Raw genomic sequence first — 19,188 nt, 5'->3', positions numbered from 1 at the left:
CGTTAAGTACCGTGAGAACTATAAAACTGGAGCGACACACGAGGTTCGAACTCGTGACCTCAACCTTGGCAAGGTTGCGCTCTACCAACTGAGCTAGTGTCGCATCAACAACGTTTCCGCTGTTTAGGGCTGCGAATTATAAGAGCATTTTTTTGTGATGCAAGTCCTTCCTTCAAAAAAACTTTATTTTTTTACTGAACGATGAAAAAGCAATCAAAAGCGATATAAATTACAACAATTTGGATCGCAACCTTAACAGTTAAATCTTGAAAATAGTACCACGATAGTACTTAAGTTCTGCAATCGACTCGCGAATGTCGTCCAAGGCCAAATGTGTTCCCTGTTTTGTGAACCCATTTAATACTTCAGGTTGCCAACGACGCGCCAATTCTTTAAGAGTGCTGACGTCAACATATCGGTAATGAAAGAACTCTTCTAATTCCGGCATGTGTTTGTACAAGAAGCGACGATCCTGCCCAATGCTGTTACCACATATTGGCGACGCCCCTTTCGGCACCCATTTTTCTAAGAATTCAATGGTTTGTGCGACCGCATCTTGTTCTGAGATTTTACTGTTGCGAACGCGTTCCACCAAGCCGCTTGCCGTATGCGTATTGGTGCACCAATCGTCCATTTTCGCTAGCTCTTCTTCCGGCTGATGAATCGCTAATACTGGACCTTCAGCCAAAATATTTAGCTCGCTATCCGTGACAATAGAAGCAATTTCAATGATTTTGTGCGTTTCAGGATCAAGCCCTGTCATCTCTAAATCAACCCAAATTAGGTTTTGATCGCTAAAGGACATGGTTACGCCGCCTATTTGTTTATCGATAAAAGAGGTACTATACCTCAAAATACGGGAAACACGATACTCACTCAGAGCCAAGATCACGGCTCAACCATTTGAGTAAATTCACATAAAGTACAGAATTGTGGCAAAGAAGAAAAAGTTAACCAAAGGTCAAGTGCGACGCGTACGCAGCAACCAACAAAAGCGTTTAAAAAAGCAAGAAGAGTCCATCCAGTGGGATGAAAACATGCTAGGCGCAAGCAAACAAGGTCTCGTGATCACTCGTTTTGGCCAGCACGCGGATATTGAAGACCTTGAAACAGGCGAGATTCAACGATGTAACCTTCGCCGTGGTATCGAATCTTTAGTATCTGGCGATCGAGTTTTATGGCGCGAAGGCTTGGAGTCTATGGCTGGCATTTCTGGCGTTGTTGAAGCGGTAGAACCTCGTTCTTCAGTGCTCACTCGTCCAGATTACTACGATGGCCTAAAGCCCGTAGCTGCCAATATTGATCAAATGGTCATTGTCTCCTCGGTACTGCCCGAGCTATCACTGAATATTATTGACCGTTACCTCGTAGCATCAGAAACACTGAATATCGCACCATTGCTGGTCTTAAACAAAGTCGATCTTCTAGAAGCCGATGATCGTGCAATGTATGAAGAATGGCTCAAAGAATATGAACGCATTGGCTATAAAGTGCTTCTGGTCAGCAAGAAGTCGGGAGAAGGCATTGCTGAACTAGAAACTCTGCTGCGTGACCGAATTAATATCTTTGTTGGTCAATCAGGCGTAGGGAAATCCAGCTTAGTCAACGCGTTAATGCCGGAACTAGAGAGCGAAGTGGAAGAAGGCGAAGTTTCCGAGAACTCTGGCTTAGGCCAACACACCACGACAGCAGCGCGCTTGTATCATATTCCGACGGGTGGCGACTTGATCGACTCGCCTGGAGTGCGTGAATTTGGGCTTTGGCATTTGGAAGCAGAAGAAGTAACGAAAGCATTCGTTGAATTCCGACCATACTTAGGCGGTTGTAAGTTCCGAGATTGTAAGCACAATGACGACCCTGGCTGCCTTCTACGTGAAGCTGTTGAGAAAGGGGAAATCAACGAAACTCGCTTTGAAAACTACCATCGCATTTTGGAAAGCATGGTTGAAAACAAAGCAAACCGTCAGTATTCACGCAATAAGAAAGCCGATCTGTAATTAAGTTAAGACTGTAACTGTGTAAAAAGTCTTCACCTAATACTGACAAGCAAATTAAATTTCAGTAACATCACGCGCCCTAAAGCGCGAATCTAACAGAAGTATCGGAATTAAAGATGGACAAGTTTAAAGTTGGACTGCAGTACTGGATCCCACAACACGGCCTCACTCGCCTAATGGGTAAACTGGCTTCAGCAAAAGCTGGCGGTCTAACAACAGCAGTTATTCGTTGGTTTATCAAACAATACAATGTGAACATGGATGAGGCGAAGCACTCAGATCCTAAGCATTTTAAAACGTTCAACGAGTTTTTCGTTCGTGAGCTAAAAGAGGGCGCACGCCCAATTTCTGAAGGCGAAAACGTCATCACTCACCCAGCCGACGCTTGTGTTAGCCAATTTGGCCCTATTGAAGATGGTCAACTTATCCAAGCAAAAGGTCATCACTTCTCAGCGCAAGAACTGCTGGGCGGTGACGCGAATTTAGCAAACGAATTTAAAGATGGATCTTTTGCCACGCTGTACCTGTCTCCGCGCGATTACCATCGTGTACACATGCCTTGTGACGGCACACTGCGCCAAATGATTTACGTGCCTGGTGACCTGTTCTCGGTAAACCCACTTACGGCAGAAAACGTTCCAAATCTATTCGCACGTAACGAGCGTGTGGTGTGTATCTTTGACACTGAGTTTGGTCCAATGGCACAAGTGCTTGTTGGTGCAACCATCGTAGGTAGCATTGAGCAAGTATGGGCTGGCACGATCACTCCGCCTCGTGGCAATACTGTCTACAAATGGGATTACCCAGCTGAGGGTGACAAGGCCGTGATCTTGAAAAAAGGCGAAGAGATGGGCCGCTTCAAACTGGGTTCTACTGTTATTAACCTGTTTGCCAAAGACGCGATTGAGTTTGACGCAAGTATGGAAAACGGTAAGCCAACCGTAATGGGCACACCTTACGCCTTGAAAAAATAAGCAAAACCCCGTTAAAAGAGCCCTTTCTCAAGGGCTCTTTTTATTGATAAAAAGCAAAATTCCGTTCAAAATTTAGCCTCTATTTCTCAAACTCATACCTGCCTCTAAGACCTTCATTCCACAATCAATTATCCTGCGCTTAGGATGAATATTTAGAGGGGCAGCCAATGCCAAAGATGAGTGTAAACACGCTGGCGAAATTGCTGGTGTGCTTTTTAATTCCGCTCGGTGTTTTGATGATGCCGATTGATGCTATTCCTATTGATGATCTTACTTTAATTCAGCATCGCCTGTTGGCTATTTTTCTTCTTGCTGCCCTACTTTGGGTTCTTGAGCCGGTCCCCGTTTTTGCTACGTCCATTCTTATTATCGCTCTTGAACTGATCATGATATCGGATAAAGGTTTGCATCTATTTCGCAATCCACCAGCGGGGCATGATTTGGGAGAGTTAATTGCTTACACAGATATTTTCTCTGCCTTCTCTTCACCGATCATTATTCTTTTTATGGGTGGGTTTGCTCTCGCCATCGCGGCTTCCAAATACGAACTCGACAACAATCTCGCCCGAGTGCTACTAAAACCATTCGGCACACAACCTAAGTTCATCATGCTGGGTTTGATGCTCATTACCGCCGTTTTTTCAATGTTCATGTCCAACACTGCCACGACGGTCATGATGTTGGCGCTGCTCGGTCCAATCGTCGCTTCTGCACCTAAAGGGGATCTAGGGATTAAAGCGCTGGTGCTGTGCATTCCAATTGCCGCGAATACTGGCGGCATTGCAACTCCGATAGGTACGCCACCTAACGCAATAGCGCTCCAATACCTCACCGGAGAAAACGCCATAGACTTCCTATCCTGGATGACAATGGGCCTACCATTTGTGCTGATACAACTCACTGTTGCTTGGTTTTTGTTGCAGAAGCTGTTTCCGTCCAGCGAACCAGAAATGAAACTAAAGCTGGATGGTACGTTCAAAAAGAGCTGGCGCGCGATCGTCGTCTACATCACTTTTGCACTAACCATTGTGCTTTGGATGACGACAAAAGTGCACGGCATGAACACGTATGTTGTTGCGATTATCCCGCTTGCGGTGTTCACCTTAACGGGCATTATGGGAAAAGAAGAACTCAAGCTGATTAACTGGGACGTGCTATGGCTGGTTGCCGGTGGTATCGCAATTGGTATTGCCTTAGACAAAACGGGTTTAGCCGAAGCATTGGCACACGCCATTGATTACAGCTTACTATCACCATTTGCCGTTGTCTTTGCCCTATCGGTCGTATGTTGGTTAATGGCGAACTTTATGTCTAATACCGCAACGGCAAACTTATTAATGCCTATTGCTGCCGCTATTGGTACATCCATGCCAAGCCTTATTGCGGTTGGTGGCCTACAAGGTTTACTGGTTGTCGTCGCATTCTCCGCATCACTTGGCATGATCTTACCGGTTTCCACGCCACCAAACTCTTTGGCTTATTCAACAGGCCTAATCGAGAGCAAAGACATGGCGAAAGTGGGGCTGATTCTTGGTTTGATTGGTCTATTTATCGTGTATGGCGCAGTTCTGGTGCTGTTTTAATCGAAAAGCTCCGTGACAGAGCTTGTTGTCATGGAGCTGTTCGCCAACTATTGCCCTCGCAGAGCAGCTTTTACATCCATTAAATTTCGTGCATATTAAGACTCCTCAAATCTACAAGGACGTCGACACATCATGGGTTACGAATGGCTTGCTTTATGCGCCGCTTTTCTGTGGGCAGTTTCTAGCCTTATTTCTGTCATTCCTGCACAACACCTAGGCGCTTTTTCTTACAGCCGCTGGCGCATGGGCTGTACGGCCGTAATCTTATCAACAATGGCCTGGATAACTGGCGGCTGGTTAACGGTTTCTTGGGAGCATGTAACGCCAATGATGTCGTCGGGTCTGATTGGTATTTTTATTGGCGATACCGCTCTGTTCGCGTGCTTGAATCGTATGGGACCAAGACAAGCCGGACTACTGTTTTCCTGCCATGCGGTATTCTCGGCCATTTTGGGCTACTTCTTATTTAGCGAAGTCATGACCACAATAGAACTACTGGGCGCATCATTGGTATTTAGCGGCGTGGTGATGGCGATATTCTTTGGTCGAAGAGGCCAAGTGAACAACGTCTTGGAAGACATTAAAGGTAACATCTGGGTGGGTATTGGACTTGGCTTAACCGCTGCAATGTGCCAAGCATTGGGTGGTATCATCGCCAAGCCAGTAATGCAAACCAGCATTGACCCTGTTGCGGCTTCTGCTATTCGAATGATCAGTGCATTTTTCGCCCACAGCATGTTGTTAGTTCTAGGGGTCAAAGTCGCTCGCTCGACACAACACATTACTTGGAGAGTATTTGGTATTACTGCGCTTAACGGTTTCTTGGCGATGGCCGTCGGCATGACGCTGATCTTATACGCACTGCAAGAAGGAAATGTAGGTATGGTTGCACTGCTATCTTCAACCACGCCAATTATGTTGCTACCGCTGCTCTGGATTTACACTAAACGCCGACCAAACCGATTTGCATGGTTGGGCGCAGCCCTAGCTGTGATTGGTGCTGGCATTTTGGTTCAATAACCTTACAGACCAGCCCTTGTTGCCAGATACAAAAAAGCCCGAGTTTAAACTCGGGCTTTTGTCATTATGAGTTGTCAGTTAATTACTTAACTAGCACTTCACCCGTCATTTCTGCTGGGATTTCTAGACCTGCTAGAGAAAGCATGGTTGGTGCAAGGTCAGACAGTTTGCCGCCTTCTTTGAACTCAACCGCTTTATCACCTACGTAAATAAGAGGAACCGGTAGGTTAGTGTGCGCTGTGTGAGTACCACCCGTTTCTGGGTCAACCATCATTTCTGCGTTACCGTGGTCCGCAGTGATAAGTAGCTGACCGCCAACTTCTTTGATTGCTTCAACTACTTTGCCAACACTTTCATCTAGCGCTTCGATTGCTTTCTCAGCTGCTTCGTAAACGCCAGTGTGACCAACCATATCTGCGTTCGGGTAGTTACAGATGATAGTGTCGAACTTACCAGACTTGATCGCCGCAACCAGTTTCTCTGTAAGCTCAGGGGAGCTCATTTCTGGCTGAAGGTCGTAAGTGGCTACTTTTGGAGAAGCAACAAGCTGGCGCTCTTCGCCTTCAAATTCGTTTTCAACACCGCCGTTGAAGAAGAAAGTCACGTGTGCGTATTTCTCTGTTTCAGAGATACGTAGCTGAGTTTGACCTTGCTTAGACAGCCACTCACCGTACGTGTTTTCTAGAGACGCTGGTGGGAATGCGATTGCTAGAGGGATATCTGCCGCGTATTGAGTCAACATAACGAAGTTAACTGCCGGGAATACCGCACGCTCAAAACCATCAAAGTCAGGCACGAATGCGCGAGTGATTTGACGAGCACGGTCAGCACGGTAGTTCATGAAGATAACCGCATCACCGTCTTGCATGATTGCGTCTTCTTCGCCTTCCGCTTTAATTGCTGTCGCTTTCACGAACTCATCGTTCTCTTCACGAGCGTAAGCGGCTTCTAGACCAGCAACGGCGGTTTCTGCTGTAAACTCAGCTTTCGCTTGAGTCAGAAGATCGTAAGCCACTTGAACGCGATCCCAGTTGTTGTCACGGTCCATAGCGTAGTAGCGACCTACTAGAGAAGCAACACGACCTTTACCTAGTTTCGCGAATAGATCTTGGAAACGTTGTAGCGAGTTTTCAGCACTACGTGGTGGCGTGTCACGACCGTCTAGGAAACAGTGTAGGTAGATTTTCTCAGCGCCACGAGCCGCTGCCATTTCAACCGCTGCGTAGATATGGTCTTCATGAGAGTGTACGCCACCTGGAGACATCAGACCCATGATGTGTACCGCTTTCTCTGCTTTAACAGCAGCATCAACTGCTTCAACAAGCGCTGGTGTTTCAGCGAACTCACCGTCAGCGATCGATTTAGTGATACGAGTTAGATCTTGGTATACAACGCGACCTGCGCCAATGTTAGTGTGACCAACTTCTGAGTTACCCATTTGACCATCAGGAAGGCCAACATCCATGCCTGAAGCAGAGATTAAAGTGTGTGGGTTATTCGCAATCAGAGCATCCATTACTGGTGTTTTCGCATTCGCAATTGCGTTACTTGCTGTGTCTTCACGGTAACCGTAACCGTCAAGGATAACTAGAGCCAGTGGCTTCTTAGCTGACATAGTGATGACCTCATCAAATTTAAGTAACTTTTGGCGTAGGGCCTCGCTGCCCTATCTAACCTTGAAACAAAACTAGCGTAATTTTACTACACTTTTTAACCAAAACTGTAGGTTAAGATCAAATAATGTTTGCGATTTATTGTTGCTATCTTACAAGTTAAGCGAACAACGAGTCAGTGCCGACAAACGTGTTCCACAAGCATAGTCATTCCTAATACGCTTTGTACACCCCAGTCTAGGTTCGGTTTTCTTACGCTTCTGATTCTTGTTTTTGCACCTGAAACAGCGCTTATTTAAAGCATTATCGAACAAGATTGGTTAGTACCTATTGTTCGCTTTTTTCGGTAAAACAAAAATCACTTAAGTCGATAAATCCAATAGGCAAAAACAATCAAACTACCATAGTCCAATGCACGGACGGCAATAACATAAAGGGTTTATAGAGATCTCAATTATTCGTTAGAAAATTTTAACCCTCTCGCCTAAGAGGCTTAACCCCGCTATACTCCTGCTTTATTTTTCCGCCAACAGCGTAAGAGCTCAAGACATGCAAGAGTACATTGAATTTTTCCAACAGAACATGATTCTATCTTTGGTTTGGGTAGGTCTTCTTGTCGCCTTTATCATGAACATCGTGAAGTCAGCGACGGCCGCATACAAAGAAATCAACGTAAACCAACTGACTCATCTTATGAACCGTGAAAACGGCGTTGTAGTGGATATCCGCACAAAGGACGAGTTCAAAAAAGGTCATATCACCGACTCACTTCACATTTTACCGTCAGATATCAAAGCAGGTAACTTTGGTAGCCTTGAAAACCACAAATCAGACCCAATCATTGTGGTATGCAAGACAGGGCAAAACGCTCAAGAAAGCGCGAACCTATTAGTAAAAGCAGGCTTTGAAAAAGTAAGCCTACTGAAGAACGGCTTGATTGCATGGAACGAAGCGAACCTGCCTTTAGTACGTGGTAAAAAGTAATACCCGGCAGCTTCGATAACGTGGCAGAGGCAAAAGACAAGGTACGCATTCAAGCGTGTTTTTGCCAAGCTTCGTGGATAATAAACTGAGCAAATTGAAAGCAGTTGAAGCATTAAGTTGTGACGCTTTGCACGTAATACACGCTTCATCTAGTCAAGGTAGATTGGCTCGGTTAGTCTCGGGACATACCAGTTTTCTGAGTTTAGACGTTTCTAGGCTCTACAAATATTTATTTAAGGATTAAAAAATGGCTGAAGCAGCACCTCAAGAAGCACAACAAAACTTCGCAATTCAACGCATCTTCCTAAAAGACGTTTCTTTCGAAGCGCCAAACTCTCCAGTAATCTTCCAAAAAGAATGGAACCCAGACGTTAAACTAGACCTAGACACTCAAAGCCGTGAGCTTGGTGAAGGCGTTTACGAAGTGGTTCTACGTCTAACTGTAACTGTGAAGAACGAAGAAGAAACAGCGTTCCTATGTGAAGTTCAACAAGGTGGTATCTTCACTGCTGAGCAAATGGAAGCAGGCCAACTTGCACATTGCCTAGGCGCATTCTGCCCGAACATCCTATTCCCATACGCTCGTGAAACTATCTCAAGCCTAGTAGTTAAAGGTACGTTCCCTCAACTGAACCTAGCGCCAGTTAACTTCGACGCGCTATTCATGAACTACCTACAACAGCAAGCTCAACAAGGCGAAGCTGAAGCGTAATTCACGTTTTGTAAGTGACGAATAGCCTGAGTGCTGACGTCACCGACTCTAATAAAATGCACAGAGCGTCTACCATCCGATGCAATGTGCATTTTTTATTTCTGACAAAAGTTCCTAGTTCCTAATCGCCAGAAGGCGTAAAATTTGACGATTAGGAACTAGATTCTACTAGTAGAAAGACAATTAGGCGGTAGCATGACACAAGCAAATACAAACAATGCTTACGGTAAAGACATCGCAATGACGGTGATTGGCGCAGGTTCATACGGTACCTCTCTGGCGATCTCACTCGCTCGTAACGGCGCGAACGTAGTCCTTTGGGGACACGAGCCTGAGCACATGGCACGTTTAGAAGCGGATCGCGCGAACCACGCTTTCTTACCTGGTGTTGATTTCCCTGAAAGCTTGATCATTGAATCGGATTTAGAAAAAGCCGTACAAGCAAGCCGAGATTTATTGGTTGTGGTTCCAAGCCATGTTTTTGGCATCGTACTGAACAGCTGTAAGCCTTTCTTACGTGAAGACTCTCGTATCTGCTGGGCAACCAAAGGTCTTGAGCCAGAAACGGGTCGTCTGCTGAAAGACGTCGCTTATGACATTATCGGTGAAAACTACTCACTGGCTGTATTGTCTGGCCCAACGTTCGCCAAAGAGCTCGCGATGGGCATGCCTACTGCAATTTCAGTTGCTTCTCCAGATGCTGAATTTGTCGCTGACCTACAAGAAAAAATCCACTGCAGCAAAACCTTCCGCGTGTACGCCAATAGTGACTTTATCGGCATGCAATTGGGCGGTGCGGTGAAAAACGTTATCGCAATTGGTGCGGGTATGTCTGACGGCATCGGTTTTGGAGCCAATGCGCGTACTGCATTGATTACTCGTGGTTTGGCCGAAATGAGTCGTCTTGGTGCTGCGCTTGGTGCAAAACCAGAAACCTTCATGGGTATGGCTGGTTTGGGCGACCTTGTCCTAACGTGTACCGACAATCAATCACGCAACCGCCGCTTTGGTTTAGCGCTAGGTCAAGGTAAAGACGTCGACACGGCACAAGAAGAAATTGGCCAAGTCGTAGAAGGCTACCGCAACACGAAAGAAGTATGGATGCTCTCTCAACGCATGGGTGTTGAGATGCCAATTGTTGATCAAATTTATCAAGTATTGTATCAAGGGAAGGATGCACGCCTGGCAGCGCAAGATTTACTTGCTCGTGACAAAAAAGCCGAAGGAAAGTAGCACTCTACGCCCCTTCGCACCTCATCTGAGAAGAATAGAAGTTGTCGGGTCACGGAAGAACCACTCAGGATATTGAGAATGAAACACTGCGAAAAACAAAAAGTCTGGAACAGAATTGTCTCAGAAGCCCGCGAAATGTCAGAGCAAGAGCCAATGCTGGCCAGCTTTTACCATGCCACCATCATCAAGCATGAAAGTTTCTGTGCCGCGCTCAGCTACATTTTGGCAAACAAGTTAAACACGGCATCGATGCCAGCAATGGCAGTACGTGAAGTGGTAGAAGAAGCGTTCTCTGCCGACCCAACCATTACCGATTGTGCCGCTTGTGACATTTGTGCCACGGTTAATCGCGACCCAGCAGTTTCGATGTACTCTATGCCGCTGCTGTACTTAAAGGGCTACCACGCTCTGCAAGGCTACCGCGTGGCAAACTGGCTATGGAAACAAGGGCGCCATGCACTGGCAACCTACCTACAAAACCAAATTTCGGTTGCGTGTCAGGTAGACATTCACCCGGCAGCACGCATTGGTAGCGGCATCATGCTCGACCACGCAACGGGGATCGTCATCGGTGAAACTGCGGTTATCGATAATGACGTCTCAATTCTACAAGACGTTACCTTAGGCGGTACGGGTAAAGAGTGCGGCGATCGTCACCCGAAAATCCGTGAAGGTGTGATGATTGGTGCAGGTGCAAAAATTCTTGGCAATATCGAAGTGGGCGAAGGCGCGAAAATCGGCTCTTGCTCTGTGGTATTGCAAGCAGTGCCACCACACACAACCGTGGCGGGGGTTCCTGCGAAAATCGTCGGTCGTCCAAAAACGGACAAACCTTCTCTCGATATGGATCAAGGCTTTAATGGTAAATCACAAAGCTTTATCCATGGAGATGGTATTTAATCGTCAACAAACCTTTTGACAACAACGTGGTAGGTAACTCTCAAGTGCGAAAACAAAATCACCCTGTTCTACGCTCGGCTATTTTATTAACTTGTGCTTTATCTGCCACATATCCCCTCACCTCTTCTGCCGCTAGTCAACAAGAGCTCAAAGGCGTATCAAGTGAGATAAGCCGTCAACGCAAATCTCTCTCGTCCCAAGAAAAGCAACTCAATGAGCTACAAAAATCGCTCAAGGAGCAAGAACTTGGCATTTCTAAACTTGAGCGCGAAATAAGACAAACCAAATCTGAGCTGGCACAAGCAGACAAAAACATAGACAAGCTAGAAGAGAAAATTGCCTTGCAAGAAGCGCAGCGCCAAGAGCAAGAGGAAGAGCTCAAACAGTTGCTGCAAACGTATTACGTGACCGAACGAGCGAAAGCCAATGGTCACTTGTTGAATCAAGGTGTGGAAGAAGACCGCATGAGTCAATACTTCCAGCACTTAGCCAAAGCGCGTGCTGAAGTGATTGATGCAATCACCAAAACCACTCAAGAATTGGCACACAACAAAAACCAGCTTGAGCTAGAAAAAGAGCAAATCGAGACGTTACTCAAACAGCAATCTGAGAAACGTACGGCGCTGGCAAGTACACAATCCAAACGTAAGCAAACCTTGAATAAAATTCAGAGCAGTATCAAGAACAATAAACGCTACCTTGCTGAACTGCAGCGCAACGAAACACGCCTAAAAGCCGAGATCGCCAAAGCGGCTAAGCGTAATGCCGTGCCAATGGACGGACTGGGCAAACAGCGCGGTAAACTGCCATGGCCACTCAAAGGTCGTGTATTACACAACTTCGGTACTCGCCAAACCGGGCAAGTAAACTGGAAGGGCATGGTGCTTGCGGCCAATTATGGTCAACAAGTGAAAGCCGTTTATCCTGGTACTGTCGTATTTGCGGAGTATTTACGCGGTTATGGCTTAGTGGTATTGCTTGACCACGGCAAAGGTGACATGACGCTCTACGGCTACAACCAAGCGTTGACGAAAAAAGAAGGCGATCGCGTGACCGCTGGCGAAGTGATCGCTCTTGCGGGTGATACTGGCGGGCAAGATCGCGCATCACTCTACTTCGAAATTCGCCGCAACAGTGAAGCGCAAAACCCGAAATCTTGGTTGAAGCGCTGATTATCTGACTCATCGACTTATAATAAAAAAGGAGCCACTCGGCTCCTTTTTTGTATTCATATTTTGGCAAATGCTATGCGTAGTACGTTTCTACCGCATCAATAAAAGCACTTACATCATCTTTGCTTAATGTGTTGATGCCTGCCGCCGCTTCTCGGCCGCCACCAGTTGGAAACTGTCCACACACGGCAACGGCGCCTTGTTTGTTGTTCAACGGGGCACGTAGAGAGACCGTGTAAGTGCCATCTGCATTTTCGGTGAGTACTGCATGAGCAGAATCTGGGTTTTGATTTGCCAGCCAGTTGCCATACACACCGCTGATTCGACGTGATGCGGCCGTGTTTGGTAGCTCGAACAGCTTTAGCTTACCGCTCTCATGCGTGGCAGGCACTGCCAGAGCGGCATCCATATCTTGTTGGTAAGCAGACTGCAGTTGGTAGTAAGGCGAAGTTTTATCTTCAATAGCGTCAAATGGCGACGCGTACTTCAGCAAAGCTTGGTATAAATCCGCTGGATGGAAATGTAAGTCATCCACTTTCGAACCGTAACCGTTGTAATTAATCAAAGTGCCAAGCTCTTTAAGCTGCGCTTTCTGATCGTGTGACAAGCCGACCTTGTCAGCCAATTCATCTGCTTTCGCGATCATGTTATCGCCATAAGCCGCCGTAATCGCCCATGTGTGAAAACGTCCATTTAGCAATTGATCGACAATTAAAGCCGTACACGTGTTGGCATCGAGATCGATGTGCGCATCCAAGTTGCCATGCTGAGGAATATCACCCGCCTTATGGTGATCGGCGTAAAACACGTGCGCGCCTTGAGCCAATGCTTGCTCTAGGCCTACCATGTTCTTTTCCATCGAAATGTCTAACACCGTTAGCTCATCACCCGCTTGCACGTCTACTTTTTCCACCAGCTTGATGTCGCGCTTTACACCAGTAATTAACTGAGCCTCGATAGGATCAGCCAAGCGTAATTGTAGAAGCGCAATGATGCCATCAGCATCGCCATTAAAAATGTCGTAATTCATGGAGCGATAGTTCCTTTATCGAGAGTCATATCCCAGAGAGGGCTGAACGGTATGAGGACTATTGTGCGTGGCATATTTGACAAGTCAACTCGAGCCACGACTCGAAAATGAGAGTGACTCTCGAAATATTAAGCAGTTTGACGTTTAACTGTGTAGATTGCTGACCGCATCTTCCAATAACAGTAGCTGCTCTAACCCCTGCTCAGTTGCTAATGGCTTAACGACATTAAGCATCTGCAACATCCCTTGCTTCACCATTTGCTCAGTGATGCTGGTTTTCGAAGCCATTGCAGATTGATACGCCAACCAGCTACACGCAATCAAATGCAACGTACACACCAGTGACTTCAACTGCTGTTGATCAACATTAAGCAGCTTCAGCGATACAAACTCTTGCATGATCGCAATGAGGTTCGCTTGCAGCTTTTCTTGCACATCGATGTACTGCTCATGTAACTGCTCATCTCGTGACAAGATCTCAGGTAGATTCGCGTAGAAAAAGCGGTATTTCCACATTAGCGTAAAGATGGAATCTAGATAGCTCTTCAGCATAGTCAGGCTTTCTTGTGAGCCTTGAATAGGGGTAAATCTTTCTAAAAGTTCTGCTGAATAAAGCGCAAAGATCTCACGAACGATTTCTTGCTTATTACGGAAGTGGTAATACAGATTACCTGGGCTAATTTCGATGTGATCGGCAATGTGATTGGTGGTGATGTTGCGTTCACCATGTTGGTTGAACAACTCCAGTGCCGCGTAGACGATTTTGTCGCGCGTTTTCATTGTTATCGTGTTCCCTCTTCATTAACGAATCGAGTATAGCGACTTCACCAACCTAGGTCGATAGAGGCTCCAAATACGGTAACATAACAGACCAGTTAGAATACCCGTTGAGTTGGCGACAAGGTCTAACCAAGAGGTTTGTCTTCCGACATACCCTTGTAGCCATTCGATGACAGCACTAAATAATAAGATACTAATCGCCACCGCCCAACGCTGACGCCAACGCCACACGCAAAAGCAACCTAAAAACGCAAATCCGCTGTACGCCATGGCGTGCTGCATTTTATCAAGATACGCAATGTTGCCCCAGTCTTGCAACTCGCCCGAGCTCAACGATAAGTAAGCGATCAGTATTGCGTAGCTGAGAATGACCAAACGTGCAGCAGCCAAGTTCATTGAATATCCTTATGCGATTGGGAATGGAAAAGCCGTCACTTGATCAATGTGGTCACAGCCGAGCGCTAGCATGATCAAACGATCGATGCCTAACGCAACACCCGCACAATCTGGCAACCCTGCCTCCAATGCGGAGATCAAATGATAGTCGATTGGCTGCGGTTTTAAACCCATGTCGAGACGCTTCGCGTTATCTTGCTCAAAACGCGCCAGTTGCTCTTTCGGGTTATCGAGCTCATGGAACCCATTTGCCAGCTCAACTCCCTTAAAATACACCTCAAAGCGATCCGCAACACGATGGTCTTGAGGATTGATTTTCGCAAGCGCCGCCTGTGATGCCGGGAAGTCGTACACAAAAGCAGGCACATCCTGACCAATTTTGTGTTCGACTCCCACGCTAAATAGCAATTGCAGTAACGTATCGCGATCTTCTTCAGGCTCTGCAATGTCACTCAAACCCAGCTTGCTTGCCGCCGCTTTCAGCTCCGTCATCGAGCCTTCTAGTGGGCACACACCCAACACATCAATGAAGGCTTGTTGATACGTCATGCGCTGCGCTGCGCCACACTTCAATACCAGTTGCAACAGATCATCCATTTCATCCATCAATTTATGATGGTCAAAGCCAACGCGATACCACTCCAACATCGTGAATTCTGGATTGTGGTAACGACCATTTTCTTCGTTACGAAATGCTTTGTTGATTTGATAAATACAACCGCTGCCAGCCGCCAGCAGGCGCTTCATGTGGAATTCAGGGCTGGTCATAAAGAACAGCTTGCTACCATCGGCGTAACCCGGGCCAACAAACTCGGTTTGGAAAGTATGCAAATGAATGTCGGTCACGGTTGCGTGACTCATGGCTGGCGTGTCGACTTCCATCACCTGTCGATCAGCGAAGAATTGGCGAATCGACGCGATTAACGTCGCACGTTGACGAAGTTGGTCAATGGAAGCAGTAGGTTGCCAGTTGGTTTGCATAACAAGTCTCTCAAACTTTAATTCAGCGAGGAAAGTCTCATTCTACATGCTTTTTACTCTTCAAGAAGAGAGGAATATCCCTTCTTCTTTTTACTAACGTGCTCGCCTATTTGAGGCAAGTATTACTCGTGCCGCAGCACAAAAAACACTCAGTTAAAATCCTATTATCCATGCGGTTAATGTCACGCAACACAGGTTTAACATCCCTAATGTTAATGCTTGAGGGCCAAAACCTCGATGCCGTGATAGCAGTCACATAACCTATAAATTCTATGCCCTTAAGTGCATTACCGAAGCAAAAACCCAATTACATCAATTTTTCTGCCATGTGGCTCATCTACACTAACCCTACTACTTTTGGGGAGTTCTTTTTAAAGAGCGCCTCGTAATGACAATAACAAGCGGATTTCCGCAATCACACACTGGAGGATAACTGTGCAAATTATCACCACAGATATCGCAGTCATCGGCGCAGGCGGCGCTGGTCTTCGTACTGCTATTGCAGCGGCTGAAGCAAACCCAGACTTAGAAGTCGCTCTGATTTCTAAAGTTTATCCAATGCGCTCCCACACGGTCGCTGCAGAGGGTGGCTCAGCAGCAGTTATCAAGGATGAAGATAGCTTAGACAACCACTTCAACGACACTGTTGGCGGTGGTGACTGGCTATGTGAACAGGACGTTGTTGAATACTTTGTAGAGAACGCGACTCGCGAAATGATCCAAATGGAGCAATGGGGTTGCCCATGGAGTCGTAAAGAGAACGGTGAAGTCAACGTACGCCGCTTTGGTGGTATGAAGGTTGAACGTACTTGGTTCGCTGCAGACAAAACTGGCTTCCACATGCTTCATACGCTATTCCAGACATCAATGAAGTACAGCAACATCAAACGTTTTGATGAGTACTTTGTGGTGGATCTGCTTGTTGATGAAGGCGAAGTTCAAGGTCTGATTGCTATTCACATGTCTGAAGGCGAGCTTGTCACTATCAAAGCAAAATCTGTTGTTCTAGCAACAGGTGGCGCGGGCCGCGTTTACCACTGTAACACCAATGGCGGTATCGTAACGGGCGATGGTATGGCAATGGCTTACCGTCACGGCGTTCCTCTACGTGATATGGAATTCGTTCAATACCACCCAACCGGTCTTCCAGGCACAGGTATCCTGATGACGGAAGGTTGTCGTGGTGAAGGCGGTATCATCATTAACAAGAACGGCTACCGTTACCTACAAGATTACGGCATGGGCCCTGAAACTCCAGTTGGCCAACCGAAGAACAAATACATGGAACTGGGTCCTCGTGACAAAGTTTCTCAAGCTTTCTGGCACGAACAACAGAAAGGCAACACCATCAAGCACCCTCTTGGTGATGTGGTACACCTTGATCTTCGCCACCTTGGTGAGGAGTACCTACAAGAGCGTCTACCATTCATCTGTGAGCTAGCAAAAGCTTACGTGAACGTAGACCCTGCAAAAGAGCCAATTCCAATTCGTCCAACGGTTCACTACACCATGGGTGGTATCGAGACAAACGGCGGCTGTGAAACTCGCATTAAAGGTCTATTCGCGGTTGGTGAATGTGCGTCTGTTGGTCTTCACGGTGCAAACCGTCTAGGTTCTAACTCATTGGCTGAGTTTGTGGTATTTGGTCGCGTAGCGGGTGAAAACGCAGTGAAACGCGCTGAAGAATTCAAAGGTTGGAACGAGTCTGCAATCGATGCTCAAGTGAAAGCAGTTGAAGAGCGCATCGCCAAACTGATGAACCAAGAAGGTGATGAGAACTGGGCAAACATCCGCACGGAAATGGGTCATACCATGGAAGCGGGTTGTGGTATCTACCGTCAAGAAGATTTGATGCAAGAAACCATTAACAAGATCACCGAACTAAAAGAACGCTACAAACGCATCAGCATTAAAGACAAAGGCAAAGTGTTTAACACTGATCTTCTGTACGCAATTGAAGTAGGTTACGGCCTAGAAGTCGCAGAAGCGATGGTTCACTCTGCGATTCTACGTAAAGAGTCTCGCGGCGCGCACCAACGTCTGGACGACGGTTGTACAGAACGTGATGACGTGAACTTCCTAAAACACTCACTTGCTTTCTACAAACCAGATTCAGCGCCAAGTATCGATTACAGCAATGTGACTATCACTAAGTCACAACCAAAAGCTCGTCTATACGGTGAAGCAGCAGAAAAAGCCGCAGCTGAAGAGAAGAACGCAGAGGAGCAAGCATAATGTCAGCAAATCGCATTCAAAAAGTAGACATTCTGCGTTATGACCCAGAAAAAGATGCAGAACCATACAAGCAAACATTCGAAGTGCCATTCGATGAAACCATGTCTGTGCTTGACGCACTGGGCTACATTAAAGATCACCTAGACAAAGATCTATCTTACCGTTGGTCTTGCCGTATGGCGATCTGTGGTTCTTGCGGCATCATGGTGAACAACGTACCGAAGCTTGCTTGTAAGAGCTTCCTACGTGATTACCCAGACGGTGTGACTATCGAGCCTCTAGCGAACTTCCCAATCGAGAAAGACTTGATTGTTGATATGACACCGTTCATCGAACGTCTTGAAGCAATCAAACCGTACATCATTGGTAACGACCGTAAACCAGAGGACGGTACGAACTTGCAAACGCCAGAGCAAATGGCGAAATACAAGCAGTTCGCTGGTTGTATCAACTGCGGTCTGTGCTACGCGGCGTGTCCTCAGTTTGGTCTAAACCCTGAGTTCATCGGTCCTGCGGCACTAACGCTAGCGCACCGCTACAACCTAGACAGCCGTGACAACGGTAAAGATGAGCGCATGAAGCTTATCAACGGTGAAAACGGTGCTTGGGGTTGTACGTTTGTTGGTTACTGTTCTGAAGTTTGTCCGAAGAACGTTGACCCTGCAGCGGCAGTAAACCAAGGCAAAGTGGAGTCTTCTATGGACTTCGTGATTGCTATGTTGAAACCTGATGGTTCACCAAAGAAAGTGGAGGCATAAGGATGAGCAATCGTAAACCTTACGTTCGTGAAGTAAAACGCACTTGGTGGAAGAACCATCCTTTCTACCGCTTCTACATGCTACGTGAAGCGACTGTGCTGCCTTTGGTCCTATTCACTCTGTTCCTAACTTTCGGTTTAGGTTGCTTGGTGAAAGGCCCTGAAGCATGGCAAGGTTGGTTGGATTTTATGGCAAACCCAATCGTAGTCGCAATCAACATCGTTGCACTACTAGGTAGCCTATTCCACGCTCAAACTTTCTTCAGCATGATGCCGCAAGTAATGCCAATTCGTTTGAAAGGCAAACTGGTGGACAAGAAAATCATCGTATTGACTCAGTGGGCCGCGGTTGCGTTCATCTCACTGATCGTTCTCATCGTGGTGTAAGGAGCTGAGCATGAAACCGAATTATAGTGTAAACACATCACCAAAACGTTCTGATGAGCCAATCTGGTGGGGTCTATTTGGTGCTGGCGGTACTTGGTTCGCGATGATCACGCCAATCACGGTATTGGTGCTGGGCATCTTGGTCCCACTAGGCGTGATTGATGCAGAAGCGATGAGCTACGAGCGTGTCTCCGAATTCGCAACCAGTATCATCGGTGCGCTATTCATCATTGGCACCCTAGCTCTACCAATGTGGCATGCGATGCACCGTGTACACCACGGCATGCACGACCTTAAATTCCACACTGGTGTGATAGGTAAAATTGCATGCTATGCATTTGCAGGCCTCATTACTGCACTAGCCGTTATCTTTATCTTCATGATTTAAGATACTGACTAAAAAGAAAAAGCTGGCTCTATGCCAGCTTTTTTAT

The 19,188-nt window shown here is 46.6% G+C and carries 19 protein-coding genes and 1 tRNA gene; 13 read left to right on the top strand and 7 right to left on the bottom strand.

What is annotated here, in order from left to right; genetic code table 11:
* Positions 1 to 27: 27 nt before the first annotated feature.
* Positions 28 to 103, bottom strand: a tRNA-Gly gene (locus tag VEA_RS03335).
* Positions 104 to 259: 156 nt separating this feature from the next.
* Positions 260 to 805 (bottom strand): oligoribonuclease, encoded by a 546-nt coding sequence (gene orn / locus VEA_RS03330; RefSeq protein WP_005395387.1) that lies wholly within the window; start codon positions 803 to 805, stop codon positions 260 to 262.
* A 127-nt stretch (positions 806 to 932) separates the two neighbouring features.
* Here orn and rsgA point away from each other — a divergent pair, with 127 nt between their 5' ends.
* The 4 genes from rsgA (at position 933) to VEA_RS03310 (ending at position 5,574) form a co-directional block, all read left to right on the top strand.
* Positions 933 to 1,997: a small ribosomal subunit biogenesis GTPase RsgA gene (gene rsgA, locus VEA_RS03325; RefSeq protein WP_005395388.1), complete on the top strand. Its 1,065-nt coding sequence runs from the start codon at positions 933 to 935 to the stop codon at positions 1,995 to 1,997.
* 116 nt (positions 1,998 to 2,113) lie between these two features.
* Positions 2,114 to 2,971: an archaetidylserine decarboxylase gene (asd, locus tag VEA_RS03320; protein ID WP_005395389.1), complete on the top strand. Its 858-nt coding sequence runs from the start codon at positions 2,114 to 2,116 to the stop codon at positions 2,969 to 2,971.
* Between the two features lie 167 nt (positions 2,972 to 3,138).
* Positions 3,139 to 4,554, top strand: coding sequence for an SLC13 family permease (locus VEA_RS03315; RefSeq protein ID WP_012841332.1), 1,416 nt, complete (start codon positions 3,139 to 3,141; stop codon positions 4,552 to 4,554).
* 132 nt (positions 4,555 to 4,686) lie between these two features.
* Entirely contained in the window at positions 4,687 to 5,574 is an 888-nt protein-coding gene (locus VEA_RS03310) for a DMT family transporter (protein WP_012841331.1), read from the top strand.
* An 82-nt stretch (positions 5,575 to 5,656) separates the two neighbouring features.
* Here the strand turns inward: VEA_RS03310 and gpmM are convergent, their stop codons facing one another.
* The gene (gpmM, locus tag VEA_RS03305; protein WP_005395398.1) at positions 5,657 to 7,189 is read right to left on the bottom strand and encodes a 2,3-bisphosphoglycerate-independent phosphoglycerate mutase; all 1,533 of its coding nucleotides are present in this window, start codon (positions 7,187 to 7,189) and stop codon (positions 5,657 to 5,659) included.
* Between the two features lie 547 nt (positions 7,190 to 7,736).
* Between gpmM and VEA_RS03300 the strand changes: the two genes are divergently transcribed.
* From VEA_RS03300 to VEA_RS03280, 5 genes are all read left to right on the top strand, one after another.
* A complete protein-coding gene (locus VEA_RS03300; RefSeq protein WP_005395399.1) occupies positions 7,737 to 8,171 on the top strand; it encodes a rhodanese-like domain-containing protein in 435 nt (144 codons plus the stop codon).
* 247 nt (positions 8,172 to 8,418) lie between these two features.
* Entirely contained in the window at positions 8,419 to 8,883 is a 465-nt protein-coding gene (gene secB / locus VEA_RS03295; RefSeq protein WP_005395400.1) for a protein-export chaperone SecB, read from the top strand.
* Between the two features lie 195 nt (positions 8,884 to 9,078).
* Positions 9,079 to 10,116 (top strand): NAD(P)H-dependent glycerol-3-phosphate dehydrogenase, encoded by a 1,038-nt coding sequence (gpsA, locus tag VEA_RS03290; protein WP_006743122.1) that lies wholly within the window; start codon positions 9,079 to 9,081, stop codon positions 10,114 to 10,116.
* A gap of 78 nt (positions 10,117 to 10,194) precedes the next feature.
* Positions 10,195 to 11,016, top strand: coding sequence for a serine O-acetyltransferase (gene cysE / locus VEA_RS03285; RefSeq protein WP_005395410.1), 822 nt, complete (start codon positions 10,195 to 10,197; stop codon positions 11,014 to 11,016).
* 26 nt (positions 11,017 to 11,042) lie between these two features.
* On the top strand, positions 11,043 to 12,188 hold the full coding sequence (locus tag VEA_RS03280; RefSeq protein WP_006743123.1) for a murein hydrolase activator EnvC family protein: 1,146 nt from the start codon (positions 11,043 to 11,045) through the stop codon (positions 12,186 to 12,188).
* 73 nt (positions 12,189 to 12,261) lie between these two features.
* On the opposite strand, the gene VEA_RS03275 is transcribed toward VEA_RS03280, so the two are convergent.
* The 4 genes from VEA_RS03275 to epmA form a co-directional block, all read right to left on the bottom strand.
* Positions 12,262 to 13,218 (bottom strand): acetyltransferase, encoded by a 957-nt coding sequence (locus VEA_RS03275; RefSeq protein WP_006743124.1) that lies wholly within the window; start codon positions 13,216 to 13,218, stop codon positions 12,262 to 12,264.
* A 144-nt stretch (positions 13,219 to 13,362) separates the two neighbouring features.
* A complete protein-coding gene (locus VEA_RS03270; protein ID WP_005395413.1) occupies positions 13,363 to 13,998 on the bottom strand; it encodes a TetR/AcrR family transcriptional regulator in 636 nt (211 codons plus the stop codon).
* 21 nt (positions 13,999 to 14,019) lie between these two features.
* Positions 14,020 to 14,394 (bottom strand): VanZ family protein, encoded by a 375-nt coding sequence (locus tag VEA_RS03265; RefSeq protein ID WP_012841329.1) that lies wholly within the window; start codon positions 14,392 to 14,394, stop codon positions 14,020 to 14,022.
* Positions 14,395 to 14,403: 9 nt separating this feature from the next.
* Positions 14,404 to 15,375 carry an elongation factor P--(R)-beta-lysine ligase gene (gene epmA / locus VEA_RS03260; RefSeq protein ID WP_006743125.1) on the bottom strand — a complete coding sequence of 324 codons (972 nt, stop codon included), beginning with the start codon at positions 15,373 to 15,375 and terminating at the stop codon, positions 14,404 to 14,406.
* A gap of 435 nt (positions 15,376 to 15,810) precedes the next feature.
* Here epmA and frdA point away from each other — a divergent pair, with 435 nt between their 5' ends.
* The 4 genes from frdA to frdD are packed head-to-tail and all read left to right on the top strand — an operon-like array spanning position 15,811 to position 19,142.
* Positions 15,811 to 17,610: a fumarate reductase (quinol) flavoprotein subunit gene (frdA, locus tag VEA_RS03255; protein WP_006743126.1), complete on the top strand. Its 1,800-nt coding sequence runs from the start codon at positions 15,811 to 15,813 to the stop codon at positions 17,608 to 17,610.
* Complete coding sequence (locus VEA_RS03250) at positions 17,610 to 18,368, top strand: succinate dehydrogenase/fumarate reductase iron-sulfur subunit (protein ID WP_005381489.1); 759 nt, start codon at positions 17,610 to 17,612, stop codon at positions 18,366 to 18,368. Before frdA ends, VEA_RS03250 begins: the two co-directional genes overlap by 1 nt.
* A 2-nt stretch (positions 18,369 to 18,370) precedes the next feature.
* Positions 18,371 to 18,754, top strand: a complete 384-nt coding sequence (gene frdC, locus VEA_RS03245; RefSeq protein ID WP_012841328.1) for a fumarate reductase subunit FrdC — start codon at positions 18,371 to 18,373, stop codon at positions 18,752 to 18,754.
* A 10-nt stretch (positions 18,755 to 18,764) separates the two neighbouring features.
* Positions 18,765 to 19,142 (top strand): fumarate reductase subunit FrdD, encoded by a 378-nt coding sequence (gene frdD, locus VEA_RS03240; RefSeq protein WP_005395421.1) that lies wholly within the window; start codon positions 18,765 to 18,767, stop codon positions 19,140 to 19,142.
* The last annotated feature ends 46 nt before the right edge of the window (positions 19,143 to 19,188 follow it).

Origin of the sequence: Vibrio antiquarius (assembly GCF_000024825.1) — a bacterium.
Lineage (GTDB): Bacteria > Pseudomonadota > Gammaproteobacteria > Enterobacterales > Vibrionaceae > Vibrio > Vibrio diabolicus.
Note: the sequence above shows the minus strand (reverse complement) of the source record. Positions and strands in the feature narration are given on the sequence as shown.